Origin of the sequence: Kribbella sp. VKM Ac-2568 (genome assembly GCF_004345365.1) — a bacterium.
GTDB classification, from domain to species: Bacteria; Actinomycetota; Actinomycetes; order Propionibacteriales; family Kribbellaceae; genus Kribbella; species Kribbella orskensis.
In genome coordinates this window covers 67,086-84,236 of the sequence record NZ_SLVF01000006.1, presented here as the reverse complement: position 1 = coordinate 84,236, position 17,151 = coordinate 67,086, and the positions used below count along the sequence as shown (strand labels likewise).

Sequence of the window (17,151 nt, the reverse complement as noted above, 5' to 3'; positions counted from 1 at the left end):
GGAGAGCGGCTACGCGGGAACCGCCGGCTCGATACTCTCCGTGGGTGAGGATCCGTGGGCTGCTCCGCATCGCCCTGCTCGTCCTCACGCTGTCGCTGACCCTGGTGCTGCTGCCGATCGCGATCAACGTCGGCACCGGCGGCACCGCCCCGGACTTCCTCGCGCCGTACGTCGACTGGACCTGGCCGGTGATCGGGGTGCTCTGGCTGGTCGCGGTCGTCACCGGCCTGATCGAGTACCGCAGCCGCCGAACGGTCGGCCACTCGGCGTGGTCCGCGGACCAGCCGCGGAACCGCCCGAACGCCCTGGCCCGGGTCGATCGCTACCTGGCCGACCGGTTCGCGGGCTCGCTGGCGTCGCGGACCAGGCTCGCCCTCGCGCTCGACGTACGGCCGGAGGCGGTGATCCGGCCGTACGACCTGCTCGTCCAGCCGCTCGGTAGCAGCGTTGCGGAGGTCCGCGAGGACGCCGACATCGTGGCGGCCTTCGACGATCTGCAGGACTCGATGCTGATCCTCGGCGCACCGGGCTCCGGCAAGACCACGCTGCTGCTGGAACTGGCCCGATCGCTGGCCGCGCAGGCCTACAGCGATCCAGACAGCCCTATCCCGGTACTGGTCGGGCTGGCCGGCTGGACCGGTTCGACCGGGCGGCATGCCGATGACGACCCGGGTGACAGCGCGTTGCTCGCCGGGTTCGTCCGCTGGCTCCTCGAGGAGCTGAACGACCGGTACCAGATCCCTGTCGCAGTAGGCCGGGTCTGGCTGCGCAAGGGCCGCCTCGCGCTCCTCCTGGACGGTCTTGACGAGGTAGCCGGTCCCCACCGAGACAAGCTCGCGCCGGTGCTGGCCGAGCTCGGCCGTCGCTACCTGATCGGCCAACTGGCCGTCACCTGCCGCAGCCAGGACTACGACAATCTCCATCACCGCCTCAAGCTGTACGGCGCCGTGCGCATCCGCCCGCTGAGCCGCCGCCAGGTGCTCGACTACTTCGCGTCCGGCGGGAGCGAGCTGGCCGGTGCACGGGCCGCCATCGAGCGGGACGAAGACCTGTGGGACCTGGTCAACTCACCGCTGATGCTGAACGTCATGGCGCTCGCCTACCAGGGCCGGGACGCTCGCGACATCGCCGCCGGCGGACTGGCGGACCACCGGCGCGAGCTGTTCGACACCTTCATCTCCGAGGTGCTGGCCCGCTATCGCCCGGCCAGTCGCCAGTACGAGTCCCGCGCCGTCATCCGGTCGCTCTGGTGCCTCGCCTGGTGGACCAGGACCCGATCGGGCGACCGGATCGAGGTCCCCAACCGGCTGACTCCGAACGGCTGGTACGGCCTGGTCCTGCCCGCCGTGGGCTACCTGGCCCACATGGTCTGCCTCCCCGCCCTCTTCGCCGGCCTGACCGGGGGCGCCACCCTCGCCACGACAGCCCTGTACGGCGTACCGGCGGGGCTGGCGGTGGGAGCGTACGGGCTGCTGCTCGTGCACGTCAGGCCACGGACCTGGTGGGTTCTCCAGGACAGAGCCAAACAGCCGCGCCTCCTGCTGACGGCCGTGATGCTCTGCATGGGCGCGGTCGCCGGGCTCGGCTCGATCCTGCTGGGCGCGGGCGTCGTCTCGCGCCTACCACCGTGGCTCGGTCTCGCCCTCGCTGCGGCGGCGATCGGATCCTCCTACGCGCTGGAGTACGTCCTCTCCGGCGGCATCCAACGCAGAGTGCTGCTCGCCGTCCGGCTGGTCGTCGTGATCGCCGCCGGCTGGATCGGCTACACCTGGGCCGACTCGCCCGCGGCCTTCGTGGCCGGTCTCGCGATCGGCCTGATAGTTGCCCAGGGCATTCGTCTGGTGAAGGCGCTGCCGATGGATCACCTGGTCTACCCGCACAACAACGACGAGTCTCAAGAAGGGCCGCGAGCCCAGTGGCTGATGGATCCGTGGGTGGCAGCCGGCGTCCTCGTCGCACTCCTGGTGGCAGTGGCGCTAGGAGCGAGCCTCGGATCGGCCGAGCCCGAGGCGGCCCTCGGAGTACTGGTCGGGGCTGTTGCGGCCAAGGCCTGGCGGCGGCGGGCTCCACTGTTCGCCGGTGGTCTCTCCCGGCTGCTGCACGGCTTCCTGCTCCGGTGGAGCGGCTACCTGCCGTGGCGACGCCGCGCCTTCCTCCGCTATGCGGCCGATCGCTATCTACTGGCCAGGACCGGGCGAGGCGAGTACGCGTTCATCCACCTGCTCGTACGCGACCACCTGGCCGACTGTGACCCAGAGGCCCTCGCAGCGAAGGTCGACCAGCGCATCGCCGCTCGAGGCGCTCGCACCAGCCGGCCGGTCACTAGCGACCTGTAGCCAGCACCTGGTCCAGGATGGCGGCCCACTGCCGGACGATGCCTCGCCGGCGGCGAGCGTCGTCCGTGAGCAGGTCGGCCAGGCCGAGTCCGCGGGCCATGTCGAGCACGCCCTGCACGGTCTCGCGTACCCCCGGCGTGCGCTCGTCGACCTCGAGCACCTCCAGCAGCGCCCGATGCGCCTGCCGTCCGACGTGCGCCTCCAGTCGGACGATCTGCTGGCGCAGCGGCTCCTCGGTGGACGCCGCCACCCACAGATGCAGCGCAGCCCGGAAGAGCGGACCGGTGTAGACGTCCGCGAGCATCCCGACGATCGCCTCGGTCCGCCCGTCGCCACTGGGCAACCCGGCGGCCTGTTCACGAATCTCAGCCAGCCGCACCTCGGTCATGTACTCGACAGCCGCCGCGAAAAGGTCCTGCCGAGTCGGGAAGTGATGCTGCGCGGCGCCCCGGGATACTCCTGCGCGAGCGGCGACCACCGCGACGGTGGTCGCCGAGTACCCGACCTCCGCGAGCGACTCGAGCGCGGCCGCCAGGAGCTTCTGCCGGGTCGCCCGGCTCCGGTCCTGCCGCGGTTCGCGGAGCGCCTCGCTCACAACGACTCCAGGAAGAGGTCCGGCGCCAGGTCTGCTTCACTCGCCGCCAGCCGGTACTGCGAGAAGTCGGTGATCCCGGCCTCGGCAAGCACCTCGTCGTCGATCAGGAACTCCCCGGTCCCCCGCCGGGTCAGTACGACGTACGCCGCGTCCGCCACGATGTCCGGAGTTCGGGACCGGCTGGTCGCCGCGGTGCCGCCGAGCAGATTCTGCACCGCGGCGGTCGCGATCAACGTCCGCGGCCACAGCGAGTTCACCGAGATCCCGTCGGCCCTGAGCTCCTCCGCGAGCCCGAGCGTGGTCAGGCTCATCCCGTACTTCGCCATCGTGTACGCCAGGTGCGCGCCGGCCCAGCGGGGGTCCAGGTTCAGCGGCGGCGACAGCGTGAGGATGTGCCCGGCCGGGGACTTCCGCAGCCACGGGATGCACAGCTTCGACAGCAGGAACGTGCCGCGCGCGTTGATGTCCTGCATCAGGTCGTACCGCTTCATCGAGATGTCCGCCGCCGGCGCCAGGTCGATCGCGGAGGCGTTGTTCACCACGATGTCGATCCCGCCGAACTCCGCCGCGGTCCGCCGTACCGCCTCGGCGACGGACTCGTCGGAGCGCACGTCGCCCACAATCGGCAATGCGTGGCCGCCCGCCACCTCGATCTCGGCGGCGGCCGTGTAGATCGTGCCGGGCAGCTGCGGATGAGGCTCGGCGGTCTTCGCCACCAGCGCCACGTTCGCCCCGTCGCGGGCGGCCCGGAGCGCGATCGCCAGGCCGATCCCGCGACTGCCGCCGGACATCAGCACCGTACGCCCGGCGAGACCTGAGGACTGTCCGGCTCCCGGTTCACTCACGCGCGGCCTCCCGTGCTCGCAGCTCGCGCCGCAGGATCTTGCCTGAGGCCGCCTTCGGGACAGCGTCGATGAACTCCACCTGCCGGACCTTCTTGTACGGCGCGACCCGCTCCGCGACGTACGCCATCACGTCGTCCTCGGTCAGCTCGACGCCCGGCATCGGCACCACGAACGCCTTCGGCACCTCGTTCCCGTCCGCCTGGACGCCGATCACGGCGGCATCGGCGATCCGGTCGTCCGTCAGCAGCACGGCCTCCAGCTCGGCCGGCGGCACCTGGTAGCCGTGGTACTTGATCAGCTCCTTCACCCGGTCCACGACATACAGGTAGCCGCGGTCGTCCACCCGGCCGATGTCGCCGGTGTGCAGCCAGCCGTCCGGGTCGATGGTGGCGTCGGTCTCCGCGGGCCGGCCGAGGTACCCCTTCATCACCTGCGGTCCGCGGATCCAGATCTCCCCGGCCTCGCTCTCCGGCACGTCCTCGCCGTCGGCGCCGACCAGCCGCATCTCGGTCGACGGGAAGAGCTTGCCCACGGCACCGGCGGGCGGATCGATCGCGTCCTGCGGTACTGCGTGGGTGCCCGGCGAGAGCTCGGTCATCCCGTAGGCCTGCAGGACCGCGTGCAACCCCAGCCGCTTCGCGCAGGCCTCGGCAAGGTCGCCGTCGAGCGGAGCCGCCGCACAAGTCACGTACTTCAGCGCGGACAGGTCCACACCGTCGACCGCAGGGTGCTTCGCCAGTGCGAGCACGATCGGCGGCGCGACGAAGGCCCGGGTGATCTTCTGCTGGTCGAGCACCGTGAGGAACTGCTGCAGGTCGAACTTCGGCAGCACCACGACCGTCGCGCCGAGCCGCAGCGGCAGGTTCATCAGCACGGTCAGCCCGTAGATGTGGAAGAAGGGCAGGATCGCGATGATCCGCTCGTTCTCCCCGACGGTGATCGTCGGCTCGGCCTGCGAGATGTTCGTCGCGATGTTCCGGTGGGTCAGCATCACGCCCTTGGCCGCGCCCGTGGTCCCGCTCGAATACGGCAGTACCGCGACGTCGTTGGCGGGGTCGATGTTCACCACGGGTTCCGGAGCGGTGCTCGCCAGCAGTTCCATCACCGAGCGGTATCCCGCTGCCGTGTCGCAGACCAGGATCTCCTCGACCGCGGTGCCCTCGATGGCGGCGTTGGCGACCGGCAGAAACAGCGAGATGGTGACGAGCAGCCGCGCCTTCGAGTCGATCAACTGCTTGTTCAGCTCGGCCGCGTTGTAGAGCGCGTTGACCGTCGTCACCGTGGCGCCCGCGCGGGTGGCGCCGTAGAACACCGCCGGGTAGATGATCGTGTTAGGGCTGTGGAGCGCGATGGTGTCGCCGTGCTTGATGCCCATCTCCGCGAACCCGGCGGCCATCCGCCGGCTCATCCCGTCCAGCTGGGCGTAGGTGATCTCCTGGCCGGTGACGCCGTCCACCAGCGCCGGGCGGTCGCCGTACTCCTGGGCGCGGCCGAGCACCGCGTCGTGGATCGGCACGTCGAGGATCTCGACCGGTGGGAACTCACTCTGGATGACCATGGGCCGGTCCTCTCAACTCGTCGACTAGGAGGATGACTGTGGCGGAATCAGTACGACTTCGGTAGGCCCAGGCTGTGCTGCGCGACGAAGTTGAGGATCATCTCCCGGCTGACCGGCGCGATCCTGGTGGCGCGGGCCGCGGCGACCAGCGAGGCGACGCCGTACTCGACCGTCATACCGTTGCCGCCGAGTGACTGGACCGCCTGGTCGGTGACCCGGACGGTCGCCTCGCCGGCGGCGTACTTGGCCATGTTCGCGGCTTCACCGGCGCCCAGGTCGTCGCCCGCGTCGTACAACGCAGCAGCCTTCTGCATCATCAGCCGGGCCAGCTCCAGCTCGATCTTGCACTGGGCCAGCGGGTGCGCGATGCCTTGGTGGGCGCCGATCGGAGTCTTCCAGACCTGGCGTTCCTTGACATAGGCAACGGCCTTGCCGAGGGCGTGCCGACCGATCCCGATCGCGAAGGCCGACGCCATGATCCGCTCCGGGTTGAGGCCCGCGAACAGTTGCATCAGGCCCGCGTCCTCCGACCCGACCAGCGCCTCCGCCGGGAGCTGCACGTCGTCGAGGAACAGCGCGAACTGCTTGTCCGGGCTGATCAGGTCCATCTCGATCTTCCGGAACTCGACCCCCGGAGCGTCGGTCGGCACGATGAACAGCGCGGGCTTCAGCCGGCCCGTCTTCGCGTCCTCCATCCGTCCCACCACCAGTACGGCCTTGGCCGCGTCGAGCCCCGAGATGTAGACCTTCCGCCCCGACAACGACCAGCCGTCGTCCGTACGGCGGGCCGTGGTGGTGATCCCGTGCGAGTTGGAGCCGGCGTCGGGCTCGGTGATCGCGAACGCCATCGTGGTGGAGCCGTCGGCCAGGGTCGGCAGCCACCGCTCCCTCTGCCCGTCCGTGCCGAACCGGGCGATCACCGTGCCGCAGATCGCCGGTGACACGACCATCATCAGCAGCGGGCAACCGGCCGCACCGAGCTCTTCCAGCACGATCGACAGGTCGGCCATCCCGCCACCTCCGCCGCCGTACTTGTCGGGCAGGTTCACACCGAGATAGCCGAGCTTGCCCGCCTCCTGCCAGAGCTCGGTGGTCTGCCCGCCGGAGCGCGCGCGTTCGTTGAAGTAGGCGTACCCGTACTTCTTTCCCAGCTCACTCACCGCGGTTCGCAGCGCCCGGCGTTCCTCGGTCTCGACGAAGCTCATGCGTCTTCTCCTTCGGCTGCTTGCACGACGGCCAGCACGGCGCCGACCTCGACCTGTTGCCCTCTACCGACCGCGAGCTCGGCCAGGATGCCGTCGGCCGGCGCGGAGATGGTGTGCTCCATCTTCATCGCCTCCAGCCACAGCAACGGTTGTCCCTGCTCGACCTTGTCGCCCACCTTCACCGCGACCCGGATCACGGTGCCCGGCATCGGCGCCAGCAACGACCCCGCCGCCACCTGCGCCGACGGATCCGCGAACCTCTCGACGGGCTTCAATGCCACCGACCCCAACGCCGAGTCAACACACACCAGCCCCGGGTAGGCCGCCACCCGGAACCCCCGGCGCACCCCGTCGACCTCCAGCACCACCCGCTCGGGGCTCGCCTCAACCAACTGGGCGTCGCCCTCAACAACCAGACCGTCCCGGGTCAGTCGGTAGGCCACCTCGTGTGTCGACTGTCCGGTCGTGAAGCTCTTCCGCTGAGGCTGCGACGCCAGGTTCCGCCACCCACTCGGCAACCCCTTCTGCACCTTCGCAGTACTCCGCCGCCCCGCCGCGTCGGCAAGTGCCACCGCCAGCGCACACAGGTCCTCCGTCGCAGCGTCGGCCAGCGGCTCCGCGAGCCCGGGAAGGGAAGCCGCGCCTGCCTCGCCTGCGGCGATCTCAGTCCGGTGGAGGTGGCGGTCGAAGAAGGCTGTGTCTGTGTCGCCTGCAAGGAAGGCGGGGTGGCGGAGGGTGCGGACCAGGAGGTCGCGGTTTGTTTGGACGCCGTGGATCTGCGCCTTCGACAGGTCGGCCGCCAGCCTGGTGGCAGCTTCGGCGCGGGTGGCGCCCCAGACGATCACCTTCGCCAGCATCGCGTCGTAGTACGGGGAGACCTCGGTGCCGCTGACCACTCCGGAGTCGACCCGCAACCACGGCAGGCCTGATCGCGATCCGCCCGGGCCGAACTCGGCGGCGTCACCCAGGTGGAAACGGTGCAACGTGCCGGTCTGGGGTTGCCAGTCGTGCGCGGGATCCTCGGCGTACAACCGAACCTCGATCGAATGCCCAACAGCGGCAGGCGGTTCAGCAGGCAAGGCCTCACCAGAAGCGATGGAGAACTGCAGCGCGACCAGGTCGAGGCCGGTCGTCGACTCGGTGACGGGATGCTCGACCTGGAGGCGCGTGTTCATCTCCAGGAAGTAGAACCGCCCGCTGTCGTCCGCGAGGAACTCCACCGTGCCGGCACCGACGTACCCGATCGCCTCGGCAGCCTTCCGCGCCGCCTCGAACAACTCGGCCCGCATCGACGGAAGCCGTTCCACCAAAGGCGAAGGCGCCTCCTCGAGCACCTTCTGATGCCGCCGCTGGATCGAGCACTCGCGCTCACCGACCGCCCAGATCGTGCCGTGGTGGTCAGCCAGGATCTGGACCTCGATGTGCCGCCCGGTCGCCAGATACGGCTCGCAGAACACCGTCCCGTCGCCGAAGGCCGACAGCGCTTCCGCTTCGGCGGCGGCAATCTCCGACCGCAGGTCCTCCAGGTGGTGCACGACGCGCATCCCGCGCCCGCCGCCGCCCGCCGACGCTTTCACCAGCACCGGGAGTTCCGCTTCGGTCACGTCGTCCGCGGAGAGTCGCGGCAACACGGGAACTCCCGCCGCGTCCATCAGCTTCTTCGCCTCGATCTTCGAGCCCATCGACTCGATCGCCCGCGGCGGCGGCCCGATCCACGCCAACCCAGCATCCTCGACAGCCCGCGCGAAGGTCGCGTTCTCAGACAGGAACCCGTACCCCGGATGCACCGCGTCCGCCCCGGCTCGACGGGCCGCCGCGATCAGCAACTCCGTCCGCAGGTAGGTCTCACCCGGCGCGTTGCCTGGCAGGTGGACCGCGGCGTCAGCCTCGCCGACGTACGGCATCGAGGCGTCGGCAGTCGAGTGCACCGCGACAGTCGACACCCCCAGCTCGCGCGCAGTCCGGAACACCCGCCGCGCGATCTCGCCACGATTCGCCACCAGTACTGAAGTGAACATCGCCATCACATCCGGAAGACGCCGAAGTTGGCGCCGTCGAAGCGGGTTCCCTCGACCGGAGCCGAGTGGATGGCGGACAGGCAGAGGCCGAGCACGGTGCGGGTGTCGCGCGGGTCGATCACCCCGTCGTCGTAGAGCCGGCCGGACAGGAACATCGGCAGCGACTCCGCCTCGATCTGACCTTCCACGTAGGCCCGCATCGCGGCATCACCGTCCTCGTCGTACGGCTGGTCCTTCGCGGCCGCGGCAGCGCGCGCGACGATCGAGAGCACCCCAGCGAGCTGCTGCGGACCCATCACCGCGGACTTCGCAGACGGCCAGGCGAAGAGGAAGCGTGGATCGAACGCCCGCCCGCACATGCCGTAGTGCCCCGCGCCATAGGAGGCGCCCATCAGGATCGAGATGTGCGGGACGCGGGAGTTGGAGACCGCGTTGATCATCTGCGCGCCGTGTTTGATGATCCCGCGCTGCTCGTACTCCTGGCCGACCATGTACCCCGTCGTGTTGTGCAGGAAGATCAACGGCACCGAGGCGCGATTCGCCAGCTGGATGAACTGCGCGGCCTTCTGCGACTCCTCGCTGAACAGCACGCCACGCGCGTTGGCCAGCACGCCGACCGGATACCCGTGGACCGAGGCCCACCCGGTCGCGAGCGATGACCCGTAGAGCGGCTTGAACTCGTCGAACACCGACCCGTCCGCCACCCGGGCGATCACGTCCCGCGGGTCGAACGGGATCTTCAGGTCGCCCGGCACGATCCCCAGCAGTTCGTCCGCGTCGTACAAGGGCTCCTCGTACTGCGCTGCCGGCGGCGGGCCGAGCTTCTTCCAGTTCAGCCGCGACACGATCTGCCGGCCGAGGCGGATCGCGTCCGGTTCGTCCACGGCGAAGTAGTCCGCCAGCCCAGACACGCGGGCGTGCATCGAGGCGCCACCGAGGGACTCGTCGTCCGCATCCTCGCCGGTCGCCATCTTGACCAGCGGCGGCCCGGCCAGGAACACCTTCGCGCCGTCGTCGACCATCACCACGTAGTCGCTCATGCCCGGGATGTACGCGCCGCCCGCGGTGGAGTTGCCGAACACCAGCGCGATCGTCGGGATGCCCTCCGCGGACAACCGGGTCAGGTTGCGGAACATCGCGCCGCCCGGGATGAAGATCTCCTTCTGGGTCGGAAGATCCGCGCCGCCGGACTCGACCAGGCTGATCACCGGCAGCCGGTTGGCGCGGGCGATCTCGTCCGAGCGCAAGGCCTTCTTCAGCGTCCAGGGGTTGCTCGCGCCGCCCTTGACGGTCGGGTCGTTCGCGGTGATCAGGCACTCGACGCCCTCCACCACGCCGATCCCGGTCACCAGGCTCGCGCCGACGGTGAAGTCGCTGCCCCACCCCGCGAGCGGCGACAACTCGAGGAACGCGGTGTCCGGGTCCAGCAGCAACTCGATCCGCTCGCGAGCCAGCAGCTTGCCGCGCTTGTGGTGGCGCGCGACGTACTTCTCCCCACCACCCGCCAACGCCTTCTGGTGCTCGGTTTCCAGCGCGGCGAGCTTCTCCAGCATCGCCGCCCGATTCTCCTGAGTCCTTGCGTCCGAAGAACTGCGGAGACGTGTCCGCACTTCTTCAGACGTAACGGAGTTGCTCATGTGGTGAACCCCAGTCGTTTGGCTGCCAAGTTCGTCATGATCTCGGTGGTGCCGCCGCCGATCGCGAGGATCTTCTGGTCGCGGTACTGGCGTTCCACCTCGGCCTCGCGCATGTACCCGAGCCCGCCGTGCAGTTGCAGCGCCTGGTCACACACCCAGGCGCCCGCCTCGACCGCGGTGTTCTTCGCGAAGCACACCTCCGCGATCACGTCCTTGCCCTGCTCGGCCTTCTCGACGACGTGGTGCACGTAGACCCGGGCGACGTCGATCCGCCGCGCCATCTCGGTCAAGGTGTGCTGCACGGTCTGCCGCGAGATCAGCGGCCGCCCGAACGTCTCCCGCACCCGGCACCACTCCACCGTGAGGTTCAACGCGCGCTGCGCCCCGGCATACGCCTGTACTGCGAGGGTCAGGCGCTCCGCGACGAAGTTGATCGCCAGCTGGACGAATCCCGAGCCCGGCTCGCCCACCAGGTTCGCGGGCGGCACCCGCACGTCGGTGAACGACAACTCGGCCGTGTCCGAGCAGAGCCAGCCCATCTTCTCGAGCTTGCGGGACATCTCGAAACCCGGCGTGCCGCGCTCGATCACCAGCAGGGAGATGCCGTGCGCCCCGGGCCCGTCCGTGCGGACCGCGGTGGTGACGAAGTCCGCGCGACAGCCCGAGGTGATGTAAGTCTTGGCGCCGTTGACCACGAAGTGATCCCCGTCGCGGCGGGCCGTAGTACGGACGGAGGCGACGTCTGAGCCGCCGTCGGGTTCGGTGATCGCCAGGGATCCGATCAGCGAGCCGTCCAGGGTCGGCCGAACCCAGCGTTCGATGTGCTCTTGATTGCCTGCAGCAACGATGTGCGGCAAGGCGATCCCGCAGGTCAGCAACGAGGCGACGAGTCCGCCGGAGCCGCCCGCGTAGTGCAACTCCTCGACGACAGCGATCGCGTCGGCCAGGGAGCCGCCGCCACCACCGACCGCCTCGGGGAAGGCGACTCCGAGCAAGCCGAGCTCGCCAGCCTTCTTGTGGAGCTCACGAGGCAGCTCGCCGTCGCGCTCCCACTGGTCGAGGCTGGGCAACACCTCCGCGGCCATGAACCGCCGAACCGTCTCGCGAAGTGCCTTCTGCTCGTCGCTCACAGCAGCACCTCCGGTACGTCGATGTACCGCGAACGCAACCATTCGCCGACCGCCTTCGCCTGCGGGTCGAACCGCGCCTGCGACGCGACCCCTTCGCCGAGCAGGCCGCCGACCACGAAGTTCAGCGCCCACAGGTTCGGCAGGACGTGCCGGGCGACGGGGAGATCCTGGGTCTCCGGCAGCAACTCCCGGAACTTCTCGACCGTCAACGTGTGCGCGAACCAGCGCCAGGCTGTCTCGCTCCGCACCCACACACCGACGTTCGCGTCGCCGCCCTTGTCGCCACTCCGCGCGCCGGCGACCCGGCCCAGCGGCACCTCGCGCGTGAACGAGCGCGCAGGACGCCCCGCAGCCACCAACTGCGGCAACGGCATCGGCAAGGGCCCGTCCTCGGCCGGCTCCAACCCCTGCGTCTCGGCCGACGGCTCGATCGACTTGCGGCTGCCGTCCGGCAACACCACCACGTGCTCGATCTCGCCGGCATCGACATACGCGGCCGTGAACACCCCGTACGGCGCTGCGTCACCGGGCGGAGCCGTGACGTGGAAGCCCGGATAGCTCGCCAGAGCTAGCTCGACCGCCGCGCTGGAGAAGGCCCGGCCGGCCACCTTCGGATCGGGGTCCTTCACCGTGCACCTGAGCAGCACACTCGCCTGCTCCTCGGTCTCCGCGTTCGGCTGCTCCGTCCAGTTCAGCGACCACTTGAGCTCGGCCGGTCTCCTGCGCAGCCCCCGCTCGAGCTGCCGCTGGACCAGTTCGGCCTTCGCCTCCAGATCGAGCCCGGTGAGCACGAAGTCCACCTCGTTGCGGAAGCCACCCACCGCGTTGAGAGACACCTTGTACGTCGGGGGAGGTGGCTCGCCCTCGACCCCGGAGATCCGGATCCGGTCGGGCCCGACCTCGCTCAGCTCGACGGAATCCATCCGCGCGGTGACATCCGGACCGGCGTACCGGGCGCCGGTGATCTCGTAGAGGAGCTGCGCCTTGACCGTGTCGAGGGTGACGGCGCCACCGGTGCCGTCGTGCTTGGTGATCACGCTGCTGCCGTCGGCGTGGATCTCCGCGATCGGGAACCCCGGGTGGCCGAGGTCGCGGATCTCGTTGAAGAACGCATAGTTGCCGCCGGTCGCCTGGCAGCCGCACTCGATCACGTGCCCGGCGACGACCGCCCCCGCGAGTTCGTCGTACTGGGTCCGCTTCCAGCCGTGGTGGGCCGCGGCGGGTCCGACGATGACGGACGCGTCGGTGACTCGTCCGGTCACGACGATGTCGGCGCCGGCCTGGAGTGCTTCCGCGATTCCCCACGCGCCGAGGTAGGCGTTCGCGGTGAGGGGCTGGCCGAGGTCGAGCTCCTTGGCTCGGGGGAGGAGGTCGTCGCCTTCGACGTACGCGATCTTCGGGTGCAGGCCGAGCCTGTCCGCCAGTTCTTGGATCGCGCCGGCGAGGCCTGCCGGGTTGAGGCCGCCCGCGTTGCTGACCACCTTGACGCCGCGATCGAGCGCTTCACCGAGGCCGGACTCGAGCTGCTTGAGGAAGGTCTTCGCGTAGCCGAACGACGGATCCGTCAGCCGGTCCCGGCCGAGGATGAGCATGGTCAGCTCGGCCAGGTAGTCGCCGGTCAGCACGTCGAGTGGTCCGCCGGTCAACATCTCCTGGAAGGCGCTGAACCGGTCGCCGTAAAACCCCGAGGCGTTCCCGATCCGAATCGGCTTCCGGATGCCCTCAGGGGCTTGCTCCGGCGTGCCGTCCCCGGCGCTCTCGGGCGCATCCGCCTGCGTGCTCTCCTGTTCGCCCTCCTCCGGGACGTCGGGCGTACTCGCGGGGGTACTGGCCTTGGTGTCTTCCGGGGCGGTCATGCCGAGACTCCCGCGCCGCGGGTCATGCGAACTGCCCTCGCTCGCGGCCCTTGCCCGGGAGACCGGCGAAGGCCTGGATGATGCCGAGCCACTCGTCCGCCTGCTCGCCGGACGCCCGTACGTCGAGGTCGTCGCGGTGCCGGCGTTGAGTCGCCAGCAGGCAGAAGTCGAGCGCCGAACCGGTCACCCGCTGCTCGGCGTGTTCGGGGCCCCACGTCCACAGCTCGCCGTCCGGTCCGCGAAGTTCCACGTGGAACGGAGCCTCGGGCGGTTTGCGGTCGTTCAGTAGGTAGGAGAAGTCGCGGGTCCGGACCGCCAGGTGTGCGACGTGCCGCAGTCGCGCGGACGGCTGGCGATGGACCCCGAGAGCGTCGGCGACGTCCAGCCCGTGGGCCCAGGTCTCCATCAGTCGCGCGGTCGCCATCGAGGTCGGGCTCATCGGCGGACCGAACCACGCCACCTTCTCGCCGCTCGGCACCGCCCGCAGCGCGTCCGCCAGCTCACCGCGGGTCTCGCGCCAGTAGGTCAGCAGCTCGCCGGGCGGCAGCGAGGCCGTCTCGGCGGCACCCTCATCCACGTAGCCACTGGGGTTCTTCAGTGCCTGCTTCAGCGTCGCCTGGAACTCCTCGGGCTCGGCCGCGGCCATCCGCGCCGCCTCGTCGGTCCAGGCCAGATGCGCGATCTGATGTGCGATCGTCCAGCCCTCGGCCGGCGTCGGGGTCGCCCAGGCGTCCGCGCTCAAGCCACCGACGAGCAGGTCCAGCTCGACGCTCTCGGCCCCCAGATCAGCAAGCACCTCGTCCAGTTGCACACGCGACTCCCTGCCTCGGATCGTGCCCCGAGCCTCCCACCGTCCCGAAAAAGAATCAAGGGTGCTTGTTTTTGATCTGCGCCCTGCAGCGGGACCCTCACCCGCCTGATTCAGCTCAACTTGACGCATGCCGATATGGGCATATGATGGCGACCATGGCACGAGCAGCGACGACGTCGGACGTCTTCAACGCGATCGCCGAGCCGCAGCGCCGGGAGATCCTGGTGCTGCTGCGGGCGGGTGAGCGGCCGGTGACCGAGTTGGCCCAGGAGCTGGGGATGAGCCAGCCGGGGGCGTCCAAGCACCTGCGGGTGCTCCGGGAGGTGGGGCTGGTGCGGGACCGCAAGGCAGGCAAGCAGCGCCTGTACGGCCTGGACGCCCGTGGGCTGCGGCCGGTCCACGAGTGGGCCGGCGGGTTCGAGCGGTTCTGGAACGAGAGTTTCGACCGGCTGGACGCCTACGTGCAGGACCTGAAGCAGACACGGCAGGAGGAATGACCGATGGCAGAGGTAAGGCATGAAACGCGGGCGGAGCCGGCGACGGCCGACCGGGAGATCGTGATCTCCCGGGTCATCGACGCGCCGCGGGAGCTGGTGTTCGAGGCGTTCACCGAGGTCCGGCACCTGTCGCGGTGGTGGGGTCCGGAGGGGTTCACCACGACCACGCGGTCGTTCGAGTTCCGCGTCGGCGGGGAGTGGGACTTCGTGCTGCACGGACCGGACGGGACGGACTACCCCGAGTGGATCTCCTGGACCGAGCTCGCCCCGCCGGAGCGGATCGAGTTTCTCCACGGTGAGTCCCGCGGCGACCCGAACGCCTTCGAGTCGACCCTGACGTTCGCGCCCGACGGTGCGGCGACCCGGATCGAGATGCGCACGGTGTTCCCCACCAAGGAGCTGCGCGACGAGGCGGTCGAGAAGTACCACGCGATCGAGGGCGGCCAGCAGACCCTGAGCAACCTGGCTGCCTACGTCACCGAGATCTCTCGGTTGGGAGTGGAGGGCTGATGGCCGGGAAGGTGTTCTTCAGTGTGTCGATGTCGCTGGACGGGTTCATCGCGCCCGAGTCCCTCGAGGACTTGATGGGGCAGCAGTGGATGGAACTGCAGCAGTGGATCTTCCCGCAGCGGTTCTTCCGGGAGAACCTGAAGCTCGGCGAGGGCGGCGAGGAGGGGCGCGACAACGAGATCGTGCGGGAGACGTTCGAGCGCACCGGCGCGAGCGTTATGGGCAAGCGCTTGTTCGACGCCGGCGAGCAGATGTGGCCGGAGGAGGCGCCGTTCCACACGCCGGTCTTTGTCGTGACGCACGAGAAGCGTGACCCCTGGGAGCGGCCGGGCGGGACCACCTTCCACTTCGTCAACGACGGCATCGAGACCGCGCTCGACCAGGCCCGCGAGGCCGCCGGCGACCGTGACGTCCGCATCGCGGGCGGCGGCGCGACGATCCTGGAGTACCTGAACGCCGGCCTGATCGACGAGTTCTCGATCGCGCTCTCACCCGTCCTGTTCGGCTCCGGAATCCGCCTCTTCGAGGGCGTGGACGCGGGCCGCGTGGCGCTGGAGCCGGTCCGCGCGGAGCCCTCCCCGAGGGTGACGCACCTGACCTACGCCGTCCGGGAGCGGTAGGCGGACGGCGGACCGCGGACGCGAAGGAACAGCCATGCGGTTGGCACGCAAGCGGTTCTCCTGCCGGGATGACCAGCCCACCTGCTGGATGGCCAGGAAGGAGCCGAGTCAGGGATCAACTGACGAGGTGCGCACTAGCCTGAGCCGAGTCAGGTCCGGACGCTACTTCTCGTCGCGCGGTTGAACGCTCCGGGGTCGAGGTTGCCTGTCTGTGCTGCTGGAAGGGGTTCCAGTGGACCCGTGGGAGTGTTAGTCAGGACGGATGCACAGTTCGCTGCCTGGAAAGGCCGCCGAGATCCGGGCACTGCTGCTCACCTTGATCGACACCCTGCCGGAGGGCGCCGCGCTGCCGCCCGAGCGCGAGTTGGCGGCCCGGTGGAACGTCGCGCGGATGACGCTGCGCCGGGCGGTGGACGAACTGGTGATCGAGGAACTGCTCGTCCGCCGGCACGGCAGCGGCACGTACACCACCCGCCCGAAGGTGGCGAAGTGGCTCGGCATGATGGGCTTCTCCGAGGACATCCGCCGGCGCGGCATGATGCCCGGCAGCAAGATGCTCGAGTTCCGCCGGCAGAAGGCCGAGCGCTCGGTCGCCCGGCGGCTGCGGATCCCGGTCGGCGATCCGGTGCTCACGTTCACCCGGCTCCGGCTGGCCGACGACCTGCCGATGGTGGTCGAGCGGACCACGCTGCCCGACAGCTACGTGCCCGGCATCGAGGCGGCCGACCTGAACGGCTCCCTCTACGAACTCCTCACCAGCCGCTACGGCATCGAACTGGTCAGCGGTACGTCGAAGCTGGAGCCGGTGATGCCCGACGCGAGAACGGCCGGCTGGCTCGACATCCCCACGACCCAGCCGTGTCTCGGCCTCAACGGCGTCAGCTTCGACCGCCGGGAGCGCGTCTTCGAGTACACGTCGGGGGTCTACCGCGGCGATCGCTACGCCTTCACGGCCGAGCTCCGCATGCCCCCGCCGCCCCAGACCAAGCCCAAGGGCTCCTGACCGCCGCCATCTCAGACCAGGCCGAAGGGCTCCTAGCCCCTGCGCTGGTGTTCGACCACGTCAATGAAGGTGGTCTTGAACTCGGCGTACTTCTCCCGGCCCAGTCGCCGCGCATGCCGCTCCTGCATCGCCGTCATCACCTTGTCGGCCGCGGTCATCTGAGCCAGCCCTCGCTCCGTCGGGCAGACCAGCTTCGCCCGCCGGTCCGCCGGATCCGGCCGGCGCTCGACATACCCGAGCGTCTCGAGTTCGTCGATCATCGTCCCGATCACCTGCTTGTGCTGCCCCGACAACCGCGACAAGTCGGTCGCCCGGATGCCGTCGACCTCCAGGTACGCGAGCACCGCCCCGTGCCGGGGATGCAGATCGTCGAACCCCAGCTCCGCCAGAGCCCCGAACAACTCCCCCTGCACCGCGAACAACAACCGCCCCGCCAACATCCCCAGATCCGGATCCTCCTGACTCCGCCGCACCCGACTCTCCACCCGCCACACCTCCACCAACCAATAGTCACCAAACCTGACCATTCC

At 69.5% G+C, this 17,151-nt stretch carries 15 protein-coding genes; 5 read left to right on the top strand and 10 right to left on the bottom strand.

Annotated features, from left to right (window positions below; translation table 11 throughout):
- Positions 1 to 44: 44 nt before the first annotated feature.
- On the top strand, positions 45 to 2,336 hold the full coding sequence (locus EV648_RS18275; RefSeq protein WP_241995334.1) for an NACHT domain-containing NTPase: 2,292 nt from the start codon (positions 45 to 47) through the stop codon (positions 2,334 to 2,336).
- Here EV648_RS18275 and EV648_RS18270 read toward each other — a convergent pair.
- The 9 genes from EV648_RS18270 to EV648_RS18230 form a co-directional block, all read right to left on the bottom strand.
- Positions 2,323 to 2,931 (bottom strand): TetR/AcrR family transcriptional regulator, encoded by a 609-nt coding sequence (locus EV648_RS18270; RefSeq protein ID WP_132292671.1) that lies wholly within the window; start codon positions 2,929 to 2,931, stop codon positions 2,323 to 2,325. The genes EV648_RS18275 and EV648_RS18270 overlap by 14 nt on opposite strands.
- The gene (locus EV648_RS18265; protein ID WP_241995333.1) at positions 2,928 to 3,776 is read right to left on the bottom strand and encodes an NAD(P)-dependent oxidoreductase; all 849 of its coding nucleotides are present in this window, start codon (positions 3,774 to 3,776) and stop codon (positions 2,928 to 2,930) included. Before EV648_RS18265 ends, EV648_RS18270 begins: the two co-directional genes overlap by 4 nt.
- Positions 3,769 to 5,334, bottom strand: a complete 1,566-nt coding sequence (locus tag EV648_RS18260) for an AMP-binding protein (protein WP_132292668.1) — start codon at positions 5,332 to 5,334, stop codon at positions 3,769 to 3,771. Before EV648_RS18260 ends, EV648_RS18265 begins: the two co-directional genes overlap by 8 nt.
- A gap of 47 nt (positions 5,335 to 5,381) precedes the next feature.
- A complete protein-coding gene (locus EV648_RS18255) occupies positions 5,382 to 6,539 on the bottom strand; it encodes an acyl-CoA dehydrogenase family protein (RefSeq protein ID WP_132292665.1) in 1,158 nt (385 codons plus the stop codon).
- Positions 6,536 to 8,557, bottom strand: coding sequence for a biotin carboxylase N-terminal domain-containing protein (locus tag EV648_RS18250; RefSeq protein WP_132292662.1), 2,022 nt, complete (start codon positions 8,555 to 8,557; stop codon positions 6,536 to 6,538). The genes EV648_RS18255 and EV648_RS18250 overlap by 4 nt, the downstream gene beginning before the upstream one ends.
- 5 nt (positions 8,558 to 8,562) lie before the next feature.
- Complete coding sequence (locus tag EV648_RS18245; RefSeq protein ID WP_241995332.1) at positions 8,563 to 10,110, bottom strand: acyl-CoA carboxylase subunit beta; 1,548 nt, start codon at positions 10,108 to 10,110, stop codon at positions 8,563 to 8,565.
- Positions 10,111 to 10,190: 80 nt separating this feature from the next.
- Complete coding sequence (locus EV648_RS18240; protein ID WP_255512851.1) at positions 10,191 to 11,324, bottom strand: acyl-CoA dehydrogenase family protein; 1,134 nt, start codon at positions 11,322 to 11,324, stop codon at positions 10,191 to 10,193.
- On the bottom strand, positions 11,321 to 13,180 hold the full coding sequence (locus EV648_RS18235; RefSeq protein WP_241995331.1) for an acyclic terpene utilization AtuA family protein: 1,860 nt from the start codon (positions 13,178 to 13,180) through the stop codon (positions 11,321 to 11,323). The genes EV648_RS18240 and EV648_RS18235 overlap by 4 nt, the downstream gene beginning before the upstream one ends.
- Before the next feature lie 22 nt (positions 13,181 to 13,202).
- Positions 13,203 to 13,991, bottom strand: coding sequence for a TIGR03084 family metal-binding protein (locus tag EV648_RS18230; protein ID WP_132292656.1), 789 nt, complete (start codon positions 13,989 to 13,991; stop codon positions 13,203 to 13,205).
- 155 nt (positions 13,992 to 14,146) lie between these two features.
- Here EV648_RS18230 and EV648_RS18225 point away from each other — a divergent pair, with 155 nt between their 5' ends.
- From EV648_RS18225 to EV648_RS18210, 4 genes are all read left to right on the top strand, one after another.
- Positions 14,147 to 14,488 carry a helix-turn-helix transcriptional regulator gene (locus tag EV648_RS18225; RefSeq protein WP_132292653.1) on the top strand — a complete coding sequence of 114 codons (342 nt, stop codon included), beginning with the start codon at positions 14,147 to 14,149 and terminating at the stop codon, positions 14,486 to 14,488.
- Positions 14,489 to 14,491: 3 nt separating this feature from the next.
- Positions 14,492 to 14,998: an SRPBCC family protein gene (locus EV648_RS18220; protein ID WP_132292650.1), complete on the top strand. Its 507-nt coding sequence runs from the start codon at positions 14,492 to 14,494 to the stop codon at positions 14,996 to 14,998.
- Positions 14,998 to 15,618 carry a dihydrofolate reductase family protein gene (locus tag EV648_RS18215; protein WP_132292647.1) on the top strand — a complete coding sequence of 207 codons (621 nt, stop codon included), beginning with the start codon at positions 14,998 to 15,000 and terminating at the stop codon, positions 15,616 to 15,618. The genes EV648_RS18220 and EV648_RS18215 overlap by 1 nt, the downstream gene beginning before the upstream one ends.
- A 262-nt stretch (positions 15,619 to 15,880) precedes the next feature.
- Positions 15,881 to 16,621: a GntR family transcriptional regulator gene (locus EV648_RS18210; RefSeq protein WP_132292644.1), complete on the top strand. Its 741-nt coding sequence runs from the start codon at positions 15,881 to 15,883 to the stop codon at positions 16,619 to 16,621.
- A gap of 32 nt (positions 16,622 to 16,653) precedes the next feature.
- On the opposite strand, the gene EV648_RS18205 is transcribed toward EV648_RS18210, so the two are convergent.
- The gene (locus EV648_RS18205; protein WP_241995330.1) at positions 16,654 to 17,106 is read right to left on the bottom strand and encodes a MarR family winged helix-turn-helix transcriptional regulator; all 453 of its coding nucleotides are present in this window, start codon (positions 17,104 to 17,106) and stop codon (positions 16,654 to 16,656) included.
- Positions 17,107 to 17,151: the final 45 nt, after the last annotated feature.